This is a genomic window from Sphingobium limneticum (assembly GCF_008710155.1).
Taxonomy (GTDB): Bacteria; Pseudomonadota; Alphaproteobacteria; order Sphingomonadales; family Sphingomonadaceae; genus Sphingobium; species Sphingobium limneticum.
Genome location: NZ_VYPZ01000035.1, coordinates 1 through 15,083, shown reverse-complemented (window position 1 = coordinate 15,083; position 15,083 = coordinate 1). Strand labels below are relative to the sequence as shown.

The window sequence follows — 15,083 nt, the reverse complement described above, 5'->3', positions numbered from 1 at the left end:
AAAATTTCTCGGACGGGACTAGGCGGTGTCAGGCTGTCCCGGCGACTCTACTGCGCTTGAGGAGGGATCATCTTATCATAGCGCCATCGTCACTCAATGGAGACTTTACGATGCGCAAGCCACGCGATTTTGATTCGGAACTCAAAGCCCTGGCCGACAAGGCCAAGGCGCTAAGGGAACGACGCGTGAGGCAACTTGGCGAACTGGTGACAGCGACCGGGGCCGATGCGCTCGACGCCGATATATTGGCCGGGGCATTGATCCATGCCGCCACGGTAAAAGATGCCGCGACAAAGGAGGGATGGCGCAAGACGGGCGCGGCGTTCTTTCTCGGGAAAGGCGGCAAACCTGCGGGCGGACCTTCTAACCAGCAAAGCGGCACACTCCCGCTCGACGGCGGCGCGGCATCGGCTTGAGGCTCGGAAAGCGCGAACCGACATGCGAGACTGGCAGGTCAAGCGGCGGGAGAGAACGCGGCATCTGATCGAACTGGGTGGCCTCGTCATCAAGGCGGGGCTGGTCGATCTGACCGACGACGACCGCGCGACGCTTTACGGCGCGTTCCTTACTGTCGCCAACCGGCTGCGCGGCGAGGAACGCGCCAACGCACTTGCACTGTGGAAGCGCAAGGGCAAGCGGGCGTTCGAAGCGGAACAGGGCGGCAGTTAGCGCGAAACCGACAAGCGCACATTGCTGTCCCGTTCTGCCTGATACTCGACCATCGCCGCCATGGGCGGGCTGCTCTTGTCGCAATAGCGCACGGTGGTGAAGTCTTCTCGGATCGCAGGATACAGGCCGGAGCCATAGAGAATGTCCGCGAGCGCGTCGAAGGTCGTGGCTTTAGCGCGATAGGCTCCGGTCCACCGCACTGCCCAAATGTCCTCGTTGGCCTTGACCCGGTAGCCCGCCCTTTGCGCAACATCCATGACCGCGCCAAGCACCGTGTCCGCGCGCACGTCGAAGTCCAGTACGGCGGACAGGTCGGCGGGTTTGGAACGGACGACTTGCGCGGACTTTACCCGCCATAGCGTTGCCTCGGCACCCGCCATGAAGAAGCACAGGCAGACAATCGCAAGGGCAGATGGTCAACCCAGCCCCTGCACCTGTCGGAGCGCCAGAACCAGCGAACGGAAACGAGCGGATTCCATCGGCCCTGTCGTGGGCCAACTCGTCGCACGATCGGCCATGTCCGTTGCAGCATACTGGCGCGACGCACGGGCCGGGAAAGCGCTATCGCTGTTGTCGGCTCTGTGGGCGGCGGAAGCATTGGCGCTGGCAGGCTTGCAGCAAGCAATGTCTGATGATCCGCGCAGGCGGACGCTGCCCGTTCCTGCAATATCTTCACCCGGTCGAACGCCCATGCCAGTTCCTCACCCGAAATACGGTAGGATCGCCCATAGCGCGCTTCGACATAGGCACGGCGGATGCAGGCGAACGCGCGCCGCTCGAAGCGGCTGTCTCGCGGCCATGCAGCACATAGGCGCGGGTCCAGCGCCTCCGCCGCCTCGCGCAGTTCATCGAGCGCATGGGTGCGCGGGGCGTGCAGGTTGATCGACCGCAGGACGCACAGATAGAAATGCTCGCACGCCTGATGCAACAGCAGAGCCGCCATGGGCGCATCGCCCCGGTCCCGATAGAAAGCCGCGCCTGCTAGAAGTCCGGTGTCGCGCTTATGCCACCGGATGAACTCCGCTGCGCCCCGAACAGCCCGTTCCCGCTCCGGAAGGCGGTGCGGTTCTCTCAGCCGCAAGCCCTCCATCTGGTAGAGCGCGATACCCTGCTCTGCGATGGTGACGAAATGCGGGACGCCTTCGACAAGAGCGCCGTTGATCCACTCAAGGCTTTCCACTGCCAGCCGCACCGGGCGGGTAATTTCGCCATGCTCCCACGCGCGACGAAGACGGTCACGCACCACCCGCCAGTCGCGTTCGCTGCGGGCAAGGCGGGGATAGTTGACGATCGCCAGCAGGCGGAACGCTTCCCCCGGCGCGACCTCCTCCCATTCTTTTTCGGCATGGGGACCATGCAGGATCAGGGTAAGGATGCGGCCCGCCCGGAAATGTTCGGAACATCGGCCCTTGGTCGTTTCCTCAAACGCCTCGAAGACGATTGTGGCGACGTGAAGAAGTTCCTCACGGATCGGCGCGGGCAGATGGTCGGCATCAGTGCGCAGCATCATGACCGCGCCTCCTGTGGGCGACGCTGGCAACCCTTCGGGCGCGGGTGGCCGGTCACGTCATGCACGCGATCTACCAAGGCACGGACAAGGGGCGTGATCGTGGCGGGAATGAAGCCGCCCGTGCGGGGCCGGTCTTCCTCCCATTCATGATAATGATAGCCCCATTTCCAATAGGGCGAGAGGACCGCCGCCAACCGCGCCATGTCGGGGCAATCATGGCCAAAGCCGCAGGCATTGGCGTAGGCCAGCGCCTTGGCGATATCCTGCCTGATGTGGCTCGCGTTCCACGTATCGGCAAAGCCCATATCCAGCAGATAGGCGCACAGGGCCTGTTGGGTCACGAAACCCGCCTGATGCAGCGCTTCTTTTGCATGTCGCGGCTCGATGAGGAAATCCGCTTCCAGCGTGGTCATCCACCGTTCCGCATTGTGATAGCGGAAACGGCTTATGCTTCGCCCCTCTTTCGTCCGCTCTATCCTCGCGGGTTCATCATCGTAGCGCCGGTGCAGCGCCGCCAATGTGCCACCCCAGGCGGAGGCAACGACAGATGCCGCCACCGGAGCGACTGCCAACCCGCGCAGTAGAGCGCGGCGCGAGGTGCTGATCTGCGAATCACTCAAGCGAGAATCGGATGAAATCATGGCCTGCCTTCCTCAGTTCGCCGTCCCGGCCGCATCGAGGATGCGTTCGAAGTATTAAGCGGCACCGCTTATAGCATAAAAGGAAGGCTATGATCAATAACCGGCACCGGTTATTCTGGTTCTGATTGAACGGGTGAAACGCGCGGTTACGACACAAGTATGGGAAGGCCACCGCTCAACGTGAAATCGACGAATATCCGATTGCCCGAGGGTCTCGGTGATCGGATTGACAAGCTGGTGGGGCGGCAGCGCCGTGCGGCCTTCATACGGGAGGTGTTGGAGCGCGAGGTCGAACGGCGCGAAAACGAGCAAGGGAAGGCTGGCTAGGGGGCATCCCACCCTGACCAAAACCCGAAACGGTCATTGTCGAACACCCAGCAATGGTCAGGTCCCGTTACAGAGATTTACGGACCACCGCGAACGTCTGAGGTTTATCACCAATATTCTCTGACAGGCGGCGATGCGCCACTTCTCGCCGTCCAGCGGCTCACTTCTATTTCCCGACAGCGGTCGTTCGTTCAGGTTCAGGCGGTCATTCCGCCGATGGAAAAGTAGACGGTCGGCCGTCGACCAAAGTCCGTCGTTCCAGACCGGTCTGTTAAATCCCGAAACCAGCCATTCGTGATGCAAAAATTAAAAGTTTTGCATCAGCGCAGCGGTCGGCTGACACTCAATAGCGGACGGGCAGCGTTTAGGATATGAGGCGCAATGCTGCCTGCCGGTTACCTCTTAAAGCGTGTCGCGCCTCCGCCGGGCTGGCTCGATGTCGAACCGAACCACATCAAGAATGTGTGCAGCGTCGCTGATTGCGTGAACGATAATTTGGTCGATGTGCAGGCAGCATGGCAGCATAATACCTTCGGGCTAGCGAACACGCCGGAAACCCTCAGTGCCTTGGCCTTCAAAGATGATTTGGACACCGAAGGGACTGTTCTCTTTTACTACACTGCCTACGAATATGAGCTGCCGTCCGATGGCTGGACCTTTGACGCATCGCAGTGGCGGCCGAGAAGCCCTACCCCTTCGTCTTCCGTTTCGGACGCCGTAGAACCTCCACCGGAAGGCAGCACGACTTTGCTTGGTTATGATGTGGTGGTTTTCGAGGACTACCTGAGTCATTCTCCGCTATCTTGCAACTCTGTCGCAAAAGACCTTCCGGTGAACGAGCATTGCCTGCTCGGTAGTCTTGAGGAAGCGGTCGCCGCAATCGATTCTGGCTCCTTCGGCGGTGGATGCGAGGAGGGTGTTTACACGATCTTTTCGGTTTACCGCGTGGGGTCGCCGAACGGCAGCTAACCACCCGCTTTTCCCCGTTCGTGATGCAAAACTCACAGGTTTTGCATCGACCAAAGAAGGGCAGGAAACCGCGTAATCCGCCGATACCAAAACCTGATGCGTTTTGACACGGGCATTCGGTGTCGGCTTTGCTGTGGTGGAGGTTTGAAAGCTGCCTGTCCGCTCTCCATCCTCCCGGCGATTTAGCCGGGTCCAAGACGTGGCGAGTCGCGCCGGTGCTGCCGGTCCGGTCTATATCCGCATGAAATCGAACGCGAGAACGGCGCTGACCGGTGGGTAAGCGAGGGTCCGCTTTCGGACGCTGACGAGGCAGAGCCGGCATGGGCTGCCGATCAGCTTGGCTTCGCTAAAGGCAACATTGCACCTCGCAAACTGTCGATCACATCCTTTTTGGCGGACCAGAGCCAAATGTGAGAGAGCACGGTTTCATACCAAACCCAAACATACTGGGAACGCCAGACTAGTTCGCCCTCGATAAGGTCTTCGCAATCGGACCATTCCGGTAAGTCAAGGCGCGCATCAGGGTTCTGCTTAGCAAAAGTCTCAAGCAGATGACGGTACATGAACTCTTCGCCATCCGGCGAGCCCCATAGAGTAAAGCCCCATCCCTCAGGGCCAGTGTTGCCAAACTGTGGTGACGGTTCAACCGGGTCTACTTTGTCGAAGTGAAACACCGCTGTTTCCGGCCGCTCAACTTCCAGAGTATACTTCCTTCTCAGCCATTTAAACACTTATTCACCTCCGGCATCCGCGCTAGCCGTATGCCTTTTGACCGGCGACAGCTATTAGCATTGCAAACTGCTGTACTAAATGCCCCAATTTGGTCGGTATCGGCGGTCAGTTGATGACAGGCCGCTTCGCCCCCCACTTACCTTCCACACAACGCTTTTGGATCGTGCCCCACAACGTGGTGTAGCTTCCGCCGGTAGCGAAGCTGACCGGACGCGCGCTCACCGATAAAGCGCTGTAGCGGCCGGTCAGTTTCGCGGGTGGTCATCGGCGAACTTCGGTAAGTTTGGGTTGCAACACTCAACTCACGGAGACCACCGATGACCGCTGACAAGATGGACTTGCACACCCTGGTTGGGAAGAGTGCGGACGGCGATTTTCTGCGCGACATGATCGGCTTTGCCGCGCAGCGGCTGATGGAACTGGAAGTGGGCGGCCTGACAGGCGCTGCCTATGGCGAGAAAGATGCCGAGCGTCTCGCACAGCGTAACGGCTATCGCGACCGGGATTGGGAGACACGCGCCGGCACCGTCGAGCTGCGGATCCCCAAGCTGCGCAAAGGCACGTATTTCCCCGGCTTTCTCGAACCGCGCCGCCTAGCGGAGAAGGCCCTGACCGCCGTCATTCAGGAAGCCTATATTCAGGGCATATCGACCCGGTCGGTGGACGATCTGGTCAAAGCCATGGGCATGAGCGGCATTTCGAAGAGTCAGGTCAGCCGGCTGTGCGAGGAGATCGATGTACGTGTGAAGGCCTTCCTCGATCGCCCGATCGAAGGCGACTGGCCCTATCTCTGGATGGACGCCACCTACATAAAGGTCCGGCGGGCCGGCCGAATCGTCTCGGTCGCTGTCATCATCGCCGTCGGCGTCAACAGTGACGGCCGGCGCGAAGTCCTCGGTATGGCGATCGGCCATTCCGAAGCCGAGGTCTTCTGGACCGACTTCCTGCGCAGCCTTGCCCGCCGCGGTTTGCGCGGCGTGAAGCTGGTCATCTCCGATGCTCACGAGGGCATCAAAGCATCCGTCGCCAAAGTGTTCAGCGCAACCTGGCAACGCTGCCGCGTCCATTTTATGCGCAACGCCCTGGCCCATGCAGGCAAGAGCGGTCGCCGGGTCGTGTCGGCGTTCATTGCCACCGCCTTCGCCCAGGACACCCCGGAAACCGCCAAAGCCCAGTGGCGCAGCGTTGCCGATCAGCTACGCCCCACCGTGCCAAAACTCGCTGCTCTGATGGACAGCGCGGAGGAAGATGTGCTGGCCTACATGACGTTCCCCGCACAACACCGCACCAAATTACACTCCAATAACCCGATCGAGCGGCTCAATGGCGAAATCAAGCGGCGTACCGACGTCGTCGGCATCTTCCCCAATGAAGAGGCCATCACCCGCCTCGTCGGCGCTATACTGCTCGAACAAAATGATGAATGGGCGGTCCAGCGCTCCCGCTACATGACACTTGAGAGCGTCTTGGGATTAAGCGATAATGCCATCATCACGTTGCCTGCCATGGCAGCATGATCAACCCGGCTTAGCCGGAGATCGCAAAGGCTACGCCGGCGAACCTACACCATCAGGTGGGACACGATCCGCTTTTGCTCGCAAAGCCCACTCTTGATAACCTCTGTTCGGACAAACCGGACACGTTCGGGTGGGGCTTTGGGATCAAACTCTACCCAAAGCCGGCCAGCGCCCGGTGGCAGTGCAGCGTCTTGGCGAAGGAAGGTCTTTAATTCGGCATTGGTAAGTATCATACCGTTCCACGTTATCGATCCAGCGCTGGTCAATTGCACGAGGTTACCATCTCGAAAACCGGTGTCCGGACCCAACGGTATATCCCCAGCATCCTGTCCATCGCATCCGGATAGCGCGATCGCTAAGAATACGAGGATAATCCGCATCGGGATACGCTACTGTGAGGCCGGTATGTCCGCTATAGAGAACATGGTCAGCTCGATTTAACTTCCGGGAATGGTCGATGGGCGACAGGCAGCCATTTCCGCCCATGATCGTGTCGCCTGCCCTAAAGAGGACCGGCGGCTATCCCTTCTTACCCGCCGGTAAGGCGACATTCCGAAATCGGCCAGAGCACGAACCCGCTCCGCGGGAGGGTCGCTTGGGGTGACGTAGCGTAGTATTGTTCAGGCTTTGCGAGCGGCGATGTCGCCTTGCGACCGTGGAGTTCCTTCAACGGAAAGGAACTCACCATGGATGCCATCACTTCCCCGACCCCGAACAATTCACTGCGCGAGCGTATGTTGCAGGACATGACGATGCGTGGCTTTGGGGAGCACACGCAGAAGGACTATATCCGGCACGTCCGATCATTTGCCGCGTTTCTCGGTCGCCCTCCCGATACGGCCACGATCGAAGACCTCCGGCGCTTTCAGATTGATCAGCATGAACGCGCCGTTGGTCCGGCAACAATCAATGGAGCCGTATCGGCACTGCGCTTCCTGTTCAGTATAACTCTCAAGCGACCGGAGATGGCGCTGGGGCTTGTCGTCGTTCGCTTCACACCCAAATTGCGGGTGGTTTTGAGCGTTGAGGAGACAGCGCGGCTGCTCGAGGCTGCGCCAGGCATCAAATACAAAGCAGCCCTCAGCGTTGCCTATGGCGCGGGCCTGCGCGTCTCGGAGGTTGCCCACCTCAAGGTCAATGACATCGACAGCGAGCGCATGATCATCCGTGTCGAGCAGGGCAAAGGACGCAAGGATCGCAACGCCATGCTCTCACCGCACCTGCTCGATTTGCTTCGCCAATGGTGGCGCGAAGGCAAGCGGCGCGGAGTGATGTTGCCGCATGGCTGGCTGTTCCCTGGCCGCAACGGCACGGATCCGGTCTCAGCGCGCCAGTTGCATCGCGTCGTGCAGGAAGCAGCTGAGCGCGCCGAGATCCACAAGCGGGTAAGCCCGCACACATTGCGGCATTCGTTCGCCACTCACCTGCTCGAGCAGGGTGTCGATATCCGCGTCATCCAGGTCCTGCTGGGACACGTGAACATCAACACCACCGGCATCTATACTCAGGTTTCGAGCAAGACCATGCGGGCGGTGGCCAGTCCGCTCGACCAGATCGTTGCCGTGATGGAAGGCAGGGGTCCTTCCGGTTGAACCGGTGCGCACCTCACTCGAGGTCGCCGACATCTTCCGTAGCGCCGGGCCAGCGTATCGCGCAGCCCATGCCGGGCATCTCAGTCTCGGCCAGCTCAAGGTCATGACGGCGATCGAGAACTGCCGCACCGCCGCGCTGGGCGGCCACGTCGAGGCCTGCGACGACTGCGGGCATTGGCGTATCGCCTACAACTCCTGCCGCAACCGGCATTGCCCCAAATGTCAGGGCGCCGCAGCGCGCACCTGGCTGGCCGCGCGCGAGGCTGATCTGTTGCCGGTCGGCTACTTCCACGTCGTGTTCACCGTGCCCGCCGAGATCGCTGACATCGCCTGGCAGAACAAGGCGGTGGTCTATGACCTGCTGTTCCGCGCAGCTGCGGACACGATGCTGACCATCGGCGCCGATCCCAAACACCTCGGCGCGCGGGTCGGCATCACCGCCGTCCTGCACACCTGTTGGAGTGGACGACCCCCAACGGCATCGAATGTGCCAGAATGAGTTGTCAACGCTCAAACAAGGGAGCCGCCCGTGGAACAGCTTATCAGAATCGGAATGGATACGTCGAAGAGTGTTTTTCAGCTTCATGGAGTGAATGCGGCCGAGGAGATAATTCTTCGTCGCAAGCTGCGTCGGAAGGACATGGTGACGTTCTTCGAGAAACTGTCGCCGACCGTCGTGGCAATCGAGGCGTGCGGTGCGTCGCATCACTGGGCGCGTCTGCTCACCTCATTCGGTCACGAAGTGAAGCTGATAGCCGCGCAACTAGTTAAGCCATACGTCAAACGTGGCAAGAACGACGCAGCCGATGCCGAAGCGCTGTGCGAAGCGATGAGCCGACCGACCATGCGGTTTGTGCCAGTAAAGACAGCTGATCAGCAGGCCGTGCTGATGCTGATGGGTGTGCGTGACCGGTTGATCCGCAACCAGACGCAACTCTCGAACGCGATTCGCGGCTTTGCTGCAGAGTTCGGGCTGACAGCCGCGCGAGGCATTGATCACTTGGGGCGATTGCTTGATCGGCTGCAAGCTGACAACAGCCTTCCTTTATTGGCCCGCGAATTATTTGCGACCCACGCGGGGGAATATAAGCAGCTTCAAGCAAAAATCGCGGAGGTCGATGCCAAGCTCGCAGCGTGGCAAAAAACTGAGCCACACTGCAACCGCCTGGCGAAAATCCCCGGCATCGCTGCGGTCGGCGCCGCCTTGCTCGTGATGAAGACGCCCGCGCCGGAGAGGTTTGCCTCAGGGCGCCAGTTCGCTGCTTGGATCGGCCTGACACCGAGAGACCACTCCACTGCCGGAAAAGTCAGGCATGGCGGGATCACCCGCGCAGGCGATGAAGGGTTGCGCAGCGTCCTTGTGGCGGGCGCCACAGCGGTCGTCAGGCATGTCGCCGCGGGCACCAGCAAAAACGCCTTTGCACCTTGGGTGGAACAGTTGCTCAAGCGCACAGCGCCCAAGCTCGTCGCCGTTGCTCTCGCAAACAAAATGGCCCGGATAGCTTGGAAGCTGATGATCACTGGCCAAAACTACGCCGGCAAAACTGCGCCAGTCGCGATGGTCATTACCGCATAAAAATCAGCCAGCGCGGGGAGCAAGAAGATGTAACCGCGCTGAGCCGATGCCCGAACTTGCAAGGAAAAAGCAGATGGTGTGATCGATCGATCCCGACGTAGGAAAATCCGGTAGCCCCATTGGCCTTCGAGGTCGCACACTTGGCTGGAACCGACGCCGCGGAAACCATCTTGGCCAGCGCTCACTCGAGCGCGCAAAAAGGCCGGACATATGGAAGCAAGCGATCTGATCAAATTAATGCCCAAATAACCTTGTAAGAAGGGGTCGTCCACATATGGGGCTCGGCACTGACTCACCACCCGCATGTGCACATGATCGTACCTGGCGGCGGTATCACGCTGGACGGCAAGCGTTGGATCTCGTCACGTCCAGCCTTCCTACTGCCAGTGCGCGTGCTGGGCGCGTTGTTCCGCCGACTGTTCCTCACACGCCTGCTGGCGTTGTTCGACGCTGGGAAGCTGGCCTTCTTCAACACCTTGGCGAGCCTGGCGACACGCAAGGCCTTCCTGCGGCATCTATCCCCGATCCGGAAGAAGCGCTGGGTGGTCTATGCCAAGCCACCCTTTGCCGGACCGCAGGCAGTGCTGGCCTATCTCTCGCGCTACACCCACCGCGTTGCCATCTCGAACAGGCGCCTCATCGGCTTCGACGAGGCCGGAGTGACATTCCGGTACAAGGATTATCGCCGCGATAGTGCTGAACGCCAGCAGGTCATGATGTTGGCGACCGACGAGTTCATCCGCCGCTTCCTGATCCACGTCCTGCCGCGCGGCTTCCACCGCATCCGGCATTACGGCCTACTCGCCAGTTCATCCCACAAGGAGGCCATGGCGCTCGCCCGCAGGCTGCTGGGCGTTGCTGCGCCGATCGAGGAACCCGAACCCGACAAGCTGCCCGATCATCGACCGCCATGCCCATGTTGCGGCGGGCATATGACTATCGTCGAAACCCTCGTCCGCTGGTACCAACCGCGCGCTCCGCCGCAGCCAGCGCCGCCCGCCCGGAGACATGCGCCATGATCCGGCATGGCTCGCCTTGCATGACGGTCACGCCCATGGTGTCCTGGCCGATGACCCAGTGCATGCCCATCATAGAATTACGCCGGGCCCAGGGCACACCGGCCAGCAAAACAAACGCACCTAGCAATCTGACGCCGCACGAAATCACGTTGATCGGACCAGCAGCGGCACTTCTGGATCGGCAGCGCTTACCCGCCAGCACCATCCCAAAGCCTTTTTACCCATAGACCAGCACATGGGGCCCGCGGGTTCCTGCACTGGAGGCTTTCGTACGCAAGCGCCCGAAACCCTTCACAATTTGCGACAAACGGGTTTTGCCGACAGCGACAGCTACGCGACCGCCTGCAATCCCTTGCGTTGGATAATGGACAGAAGGCGCAGGGCAGGGCCGCCGGGTCGCTTAACGCCTCGTTCCCAATCCGACACGAGATTGCGCGAGACGTTGAGATAGGCGGCGAACACCGGCTGCGAGACATGCTCACGCTCGCGGATCGCCCGAATTTCATCGCCTACCAGCGTGGGGGCGGGGGCGAGGCACGTTTCATCGAATGTACGCAACGTCGCGCGCGACACCACGCCCGCGTCGTGAGCGTCGCTCATCATTTCATGGATCGCGCCCGCAATCTCGCTGCGATAACCTTTATCCTTCATCACGGTCCCCATCGTCTATCTCCACCAGCGTTCCCAACGCTACCAATCGGTCCAGTTCCCCAGCGCTCCATTCCAGTGCCTCGCTCGCCGCGTCGCGGAGCAAGGCCAGGTCCGCTTTTGATATGTTCGCCTGCGCACTCTTGGCGAACCCGAAAGCGAATATCGCCTTGTCACCCTGCCGGAACAGGATCAGCGTCCGGTAGCCGCCCGACTTGCCGTGTCCGGCGCGTGCGACCCGTTGCTTGATGACACCGCCGCCAAGATCGGCATCCACCAAGCCGCTTTCTGCGCGCTGCACGGCTTCACGAAGCGAGGCATCGGCAATCCGCTCTTTTCGCGCGAAGCGCTCGAACCAACCATTTTTGAAGATGCGCGCGATGGCGGTTCTCCTGCGTTCTGTAGCTGAATATAACACTTAGCGTTATAGTTCAACATGGATGGGAAGGAACGACACGGTATCGGCCTTCTTGACAGCGCATAGGCTGCGGGTGAGCATGGGTTTGCTTCACGACGCTACCGACGGTGGTCCTTTCAAAGGAGCCTCCAATGAACGACTCGACCTAACGCTTGCTGGCTGTCCCTGAAACGGGGCGGATGCGAAGGCTTGGCGTGAAACTTTGGTACAGGATGGGAAAAAATCTTCGCTGATTGTCATCAGCGAGAAGCCTACGCCAAATTCCGCCGTCTTCCGCCGCCGACCGCCAACTGCCGCCAGCGTTCACCGATCCATGAAAGCGTAGCTGCCAGCACGCCCGGAACACTCTTGTCCGGGACGGCAAGGCATCCAATGCTCGTGGCCGGGGGCGCGTGCAACATTCTGATTTGAAGAGACTGCCCCATGACCAACAGTGATCGTATCATCCGCCTGAAAACCGTACTCGCCCGCACAGGGCTTTCCCGCACGACGCTTTATCGCAAGATGGGCGAAGGCACTTTCCCACGCCAAGTGAAGATCAGCGTCCACGGCGCTGGCTGGCGCGAGTCCGCCATCAACCGCTGGATTGCCGATCCGGTAAGCTATCGCGAAGAGTTGGGCGTTTGATCATGTTGCCGTGCCCAACCTGTTGCAGGCATGGGCACGGCAACATCGACGGCTTGCGATCAGGCGGCTTGGCTCTTCGCCTTACCGAACTTTCCGGTTACGACCTTCTGCCCGTCGCGCAGGAAGTCGAGATGGTCGGACCAGTGCTGCATCATGCGGACCCGCTCGTCCCAATATTCGCCTCGCGTGTATGCGCGACGCACCGCGTTGTTGTCGCAATGGGCAAGCTGCCGCTCGATTGCGTCGGGATGCCATCGTCCCATTTCGTTGAGCAGGGTCGCCGCCATCGCCCGGAAGCCGTGGCCTGTCATCTCATCCTGTGCGAAGCCCATGCGCCGCAAGGCGGCGTTGATGGTGTTCTCCGACATGGGCCGGTCCACCGAGCGGAGCGACGGGAACAGGTAGCGGCTATAGTCGGCATCATGTTCGATGGTGCCAAGGATCGCTAATGCCTGCCGGGAAAGGGGGATAGTATGGGCGCGGCGCATCTTCGTCTTGTGCGCCGGGATGGTCCAAAGCGCCTTGTCAAAATCGAAGTCGGCCCATTCGGCATGGCGTAGCTCGCCTGGGCGCACGAACACGTGTGGGAGCAGTTGCAGCGCTGCTTTGGTGTTTGCAAAGCCCTCGAACGCCTCAATGGCGCGCAACAATCCGCCCGCATTATCCGCGCTGGTGATCGCGGCGCGGTGGATGGGCTTTGGCGCGATCAGCGCCCCGCGCAGGTCCGCTGCCACGTCACGCTCAGCGCGCGCCGTGGCGATGGCGTAGCGGAATATCTGGCTGCATGTGCTGCGCAGGCGCTTGGCCGTCTCGTAGCGGCTCTTGCCCTCCATTTTGCGCAGCATGGTCAAAACCTCCTGTGCGGTGATGGCGGTGACAGGGCGCTTGCCCAGCGACGCATTGATGAAGGCCAGCAGCCAGCGCAGCTTTTTCATCGTTACGGCGGAGCGGCCTTCGCGCTCGACTTTCACCAACCATTCGTCGGCAACCGCCTTGAAGCTGTTGGACGCGGCCACGGTCGCGGCAATCCGATCCAGCTTGATCTTCTCGGCGGGATCATTCCCCTTTGCCAGCACCTTGCGGGCGGCGTCGCGCTGCTCGCGGGCGTCGGCAAGGCCGATGTCGGGATAGATCCCGAACGCCAACGTCTTCTGTTTGCCAAGGTGGCGATAGTTCATCCGCCAGTAGCGCCCACCATTGGGTGCCACATAGAGGAAAAGGCCATCGCTATCGGTGAGTTTATAGGGCTTGGCTTTGCCCTTGGCGTTTTTGATCGCAGCGGCGGTGAGCGCCATGATGGTATCTCCTTTTCGAGGAGGGCCGCGCTACCATCAGACATACCATCAAGTTGTTGGTATCTGGTGGTCCGAGACCGCTCCGTATGGGATACCTATACCATGAAAAACCGCAGAAATCCGCCGATCCCGGCACCTTCTGATACTCTCTGGGAGAGTATTTTGGTGACCCCTACGGGAATCGAACCCGTGTTTCAGCCGTGAGAGGGCCGCGTCCTAACCGCTAGACGAAGGGGCCATGGATCGCTCCGGGCGATCGGCAGGGGCTGGCCTTTAGGCAGGGGGGCTGGCCCCGTCAAGCGAAACCCACGCCCATCCGGGACAGCCCATAAAAAACCACCCCATGCAAGCATGGGGTGGCCAAGGTTCAGGGAGGAGACGCCTCCAAAGGGGAAGGCGCCCATACGACACACCCGAAAGGGGGGCAGGTGCATCGCATGTTTGATAGATAGGGCAGGTCGCATCGCCTTTCAAGGGGCGATGCGACGCCTTTTCTATCAATTTTTCAAACCCTTTCGGGTTAATTTCTCATTCAGGCGTTGGCCGCTTCCGGCGTCGCTTCGATGGCGGGGGCAGCGATCGGCCCCTTGCCCTGCGCAACCTGGCCCTCGAACACTTCACGCATCAGCTGCAGCGAGAAGAGGTGGGCGTAGATCAGCGGCAACATGCCGTTCTGGTTGATCTTGCGCAGTTGATCACCGCGTAGGTCGCGCAGCTTTTCCTCGTTGATCATGCGGAAACCGCGATAGATGAAAGGCTGCTCGGCCAGCGGCGTCTGGATCGCGACTTCGCCATCCATCAGCAGGTCCATTTCCTGAAGGTCGCGGACGAACTGGCCGGTGCGGGCAGCGGCCTGCTCGAAATCCTCGCAGAATTTCATCACGCCCTGGGTCAGCTCGCTGGGCTTGCCATCTTCGAACAGCGGCTGGCCGTCCTCGAACGCACCGATGGTGGGCGTGGTGGGATCGAAGCAGAGCGACAGGTCGTCGCTGTCGGGGCGCAGCTTGGCCAGCATCCAGGGATAGCGGCGAACATAGGCCGGGACATAGGCGGGGCCGCGCAGCTTGCCTTCATCATCGACGAAGACGTTGACGCCTTCGTTAAGGCCCATCAGCAGCAGCGGTACGCTGTCGTCGCCTGCCGAAAAGATGATCGGGGCGAAACGCTGGGCCGGGACGAATTCGTCCACGGTCAGCGGAATGGCATGCTGCGTCGTCAGGAACGGCGCCGAATCGGCCGGCTTGGTGCGATAGTCGACATGGTCCACGCTGCTGAGCGGCTGAAGGTCATTGTAGAAGATCGGCAGGTTATTCGCGGGCGCGCTGGCCATTTCGGGTCATCCTGTTACGTGCGGACCGCTTTTCTCATGCGGGCCGCGGGCTTGATATTGGGGCAGGGCGATAATGGCCTTGCCCGATGGAGGCAATCTGTTTGTAGGCGACCCGCGCTCAGAGGCTGTTCGGAAAAGCGCCCTTGGCGCATCTGCACCGGCCCGCTCCCCCGCCCGGCCGCCCAGACATGGTACCCTGATGGGCGGCCGGGC

The 15,083-nt window shown here is 60.7% G+C and carries 15 protein-coding genes, 1 tRNA gene and 2 pseudogenes; 9 read left to right on the top strand and 9 right to left on the bottom strand.

Translation table 11 applies throughout. The features are described 5' to 3' along the window. The first annotated feature begins 110 nt into the window (after nucleotides 1–110). Nucleotides 111–416, top strand: coding sequence for a conjugal transfer protein TraD (locus F4U94_RS21680; RefSeq protein WP_150412219.1), 306 nt, complete (start codon nucleotides 111–113; stop codon nucleotides 414–416). 22 nt (nucleotides 417–438) lie between these two features. Further along, a complete protein-coding gene (locus F4U94_RS21675; protein WP_056682481.1) occupies nucleotides 439–669 on the top strand; it encodes a conjugal transfer protein TraD in 231 nt (76 codons plus the stop codon). Here the strand turns inward: F4U94_RS21675 and F4U94_RS25200 are convergent. From F4U94_RS25200 to F4U94_RS21665, 3 genes are read right to left on the bottom strand one after another with little or no spacing between them, the layout of a single operon-like run. After that, the gene (locus F4U94_RS25200) at nucleotides 666–1,049 is read right to left on the bottom strand and encodes a hypothetical protein (protein WP_249042096.1); all 384 of its coding nucleotides are present in this window, start codon (nucleotides 1,047–1,049) and stop codon (nucleotides 666–668) included. The two genes, F4U94_RS21675 and F4U94_RS25200, sit on opposite strands and share 4 nt — an antisense overlap. Then, nucleotides 1,016–2,179 (bottom strand): HEPN domain-containing protein, encoded by a 1,164-nt coding sequence (locus tag F4U94_RS21670; RefSeq protein WP_249042095.1) that lies wholly within the window; start codon nucleotides 2,177–2,179, stop codon nucleotides 1,016–1,018. The genes F4U94_RS25200 and F4U94_RS21670 overlap by 34 nt, the downstream gene beginning before the upstream one ends. After that, nucleotides 2,176–2,799 (bottom strand): hypothetical protein, encoded by a 624-nt coding sequence (locus tag F4U94_RS21665; protein WP_346266173.1) that lies wholly within the window; start codon nucleotides 2,797–2,799, stop codon nucleotides 2,176–2,178. The genes F4U94_RS21670 and F4U94_RS21665 overlap by 4 nt, the downstream gene beginning before the upstream one ends. Nucleotides 2,800–3,528: 729 nt before the next feature. On the opposite strand from F4U94_RS21665, the gene F4U94_RS21660 reads away from it, so the two are divergent. Then, on the top strand, nucleotides 3,529–4,116 hold the full coding sequence (locus tag F4U94_RS21660) for a hypothetical protein (RefSeq protein WP_150412218.1): 588 nt from the start codon (nucleotides 3,529–3,531) through the stop codon (nucleotides 4,114–4,116). A gap of 332 nt (nucleotides 4,117–4,448) precedes the next feature. On the opposite strand, the gene F4U94_RS21655 is transcribed toward F4U94_RS21660, so the two are convergent. Continuing rightward, nucleotides 4,449–4,847, bottom strand: a complete 399-nt coding sequence (locus F4U94_RS21655) for a hypothetical protein (protein WP_150412217.1) — start codon at nucleotides 4,845–4,847, stop codon at nucleotides 4,449–4,451. A 318-nt stretch (nucleotides 4,848–5,165) separates the two neighbouring features. On the opposite strand from F4U94_RS21655, the gene F4U94_RS21650 reads away from it, so the two are divergent. The 5 genes and pseudogenes from F4U94_RS21650 to F4U94_RS21630 form a co-directional block, all read left to right on the top strand. Then, nucleotides 5,166–6,365 (top strand): IS256 family transposase, encoded by a 1,200-nt coding sequence (locus F4U94_RS21650; protein ID WP_150412216.1) that lies wholly within the window; start codon nucleotides 5,166–5,168, stop codon nucleotides 6,363–6,365. Between the two features lie 686 nt (nucleotides 6,366–7,051). Further along, the gene (locus F4U94_RS21645) at nucleotides 7,052–7,957 is read left to right on the top strand and encodes a tyrosine-type recombinase/integrase (RefSeq protein ID WP_150412215.1); all 906 of its coding nucleotides are present in this window, start codon (nucleotides 7,052–7,054) and stop codon (nucleotides 7,955–7,957) included. A 4-nt stretch (nucleotides 7,958–7,961) separates the two neighbouring features. Then, nucleotides 7,962–8,411: pseudogene (locus F4U94_RS21640) on the top strand (IS91 family transposase); the annotation flags it as partial. Nucleotides 8,412–8,486: 75 nt separating this feature from the next. Further along, a complete protein-coding gene (locus tag F4U94_RS21635) occupies nucleotides 8,487–9,533 on the top strand; it encodes an IS110 family RNA-guided transposase (protein ID WP_150412214.1) in 1,047 nt (348 codons plus the stop codon). A gap of 263 nt (nucleotides 9,534–9,796) precedes the next feature. Beyond that, a pseudogene (locus tag F4U94_RS21630) lies at nucleotides 9,797–10,552 on the top strand (IS91 family transposase); the annotation flags it as partial. Nucleotides 10,553–10,882: 330 nt separating this feature from the next. Here F4U94_RS21630 and F4U94_RS21625 read toward each other — a convergent pair. Further along, complete coding sequence (locus F4U94_RS21625; RefSeq protein WP_150412230.1) at nucleotides 10,883–11,203, bottom strand: helix-turn-helix domain-containing protein; 321 nt, start codon at nucleotides 11,201–11,203, stop codon at nucleotides 10,883–10,885. Next, a complete protein-coding gene (locus F4U94_RS21620; RefSeq protein WP_249042094.1) occupies nucleotides 11,193–11,618 on the bottom strand; it encodes a type II toxin-antitoxin system RelE/ParE family toxin in 426 nt (141 codons plus the stop codon). The genes F4U94_RS21625 and F4U94_RS21620 overlap by 11 nt, the downstream gene beginning before the upstream one ends. Nucleotides 11,619–12,041: 423 nt before the next feature. On the opposite strand from F4U94_RS21620, the gene F4U94_RS21615 reads away from it, so the two are divergent. Then, nucleotides 12,042–12,245, top strand: a complete 204-nt coding sequence (locus tag F4U94_RS21615; RefSeq protein WP_093082076.1) for a helix-turn-helix transcriptional regulator — start codon at nucleotides 12,042–12,044, stop codon at nucleotides 12,243–12,245. 59 nt (nucleotides 12,246–12,304) lie between these two features. Here F4U94_RS21615 and F4U94_RS21610 read toward each other — a convergent pair whose 3' ends face one another. The 3 genes from F4U94_RS21610 to F4U94_RS21600 form a co-directional block, all read right to left on the bottom strand. After that, nucleotides 12,305–13,540 (bottom strand): tyrosine-type recombinase/integrase, encoded by a 1,236-nt coding sequence (locus F4U94_RS21610; RefSeq protein WP_150412213.1) that lies wholly within the window; start codon nucleotides 13,538–13,540, stop codon nucleotides 12,305–12,307. A gap of 163 nt (nucleotides 13,541–13,703) precedes the next feature. Continuing rightward, a tRNA-Glu gene (locus F4U94_RS21605) sits at nucleotides 13,704–13,778 on the bottom strand. Between the two features lie 294 nt (nucleotides 13,779–14,072). Next, nucleotides 14,073–14,870 (bottom strand): SapC family protein, encoded by a 798-nt coding sequence (locus F4U94_RS21600; protein ID WP_120249916.1) that lies wholly within the window; start codon nucleotides 14,868–14,870, stop codon nucleotides 14,073–14,075. Nucleotides 14,871–15,083: the final 213 nt, after the last annotated feature.

What these genes read in the sequence shown, in the direction of transcription:
- F4U94_RS25200 (WP_249042096.1), bottom strand. Translation starts at nt 1,049, where the DNA reads ATGGCGGGTGCCGAGGCAACGCTATGGCGGGTAAAGTCCGCGCAAGTC.
- F4U94_RS21610 (WP_150412213.1), bottom strand. Translation starts at nt 13,540, where the DNA reads ATGGCGCTCACCGCCGCTGCGATCAAAAACGCCAAGGGCAAAGCCAAG.
- F4U94_RS21600 (WP_120249916.1), bottom strand. Translation starts at nt 14,870, where the DNA reads ATGGCCAGCGCGCCCGCGAATAACCTGCCGATCTTCTACAATGACCTT.
- F4U94_RS21660 (WP_150412218.1), top strand. Translation starts at nt 3,529, where the DNA reads ATGCTGCCTGCCGGTTACCTCTTAAAGCGTGTCGCGCCTCCGCCGGGC.
- F4U94_RS21675 (WP_056682481.1), top strand. Translation starts at nt 439, where the DNA reads ATGCGAGACTGGCAGGTCAAGCGGCGGGAGAGAACGCGGCATCTGATC.
- F4U94_RS21650 (WP_150412216.1), top strand. Translation starts at nt 5,166, where the DNA reads ATGACCGCTGACAAGATGGACTTGCACACCCTGGTTGGGAAGAGTGCG.
- F4U94_RS21670 (WP_249042095.1), bottom strand. Translation starts at nt 2,179, where the DNA reads ATGATGCTGCGCACTGATGCCGACCATCTGCCCGCGCCGATCCGTGAG.
- F4U94_RS21625 (WP_150412230.1), bottom strand. Translation starts at nt 11,203, where the DNA reads ATGAAGGATAAAGGTTATCGCAGCGAGATTGCGGGCGCGATCCATGAA.
- F4U94_RS21615 (WP_093082076.1), top strand. Translation starts at nt 12,042, where the DNA reads ATGACCAACAGTGATCGTATCATCCGCCTGAAAACCGTACTCGCCCGC.
- F4U94_RS21645 (WP_150412215.1), top strand. Translation starts at nt 7,052, where the DNA reads ATGGATGCCATCACTTCCCCGACCCCGAACAATTCACTGCGCGAGCGT.
- F4U94_RS21680 (WP_150412219.1), top strand. Translation starts at nt 111, where the DNA reads ATGCGCAAGCCACGCGATTTTGATTCGGAACTCAAAGCCCTGGCCGAC.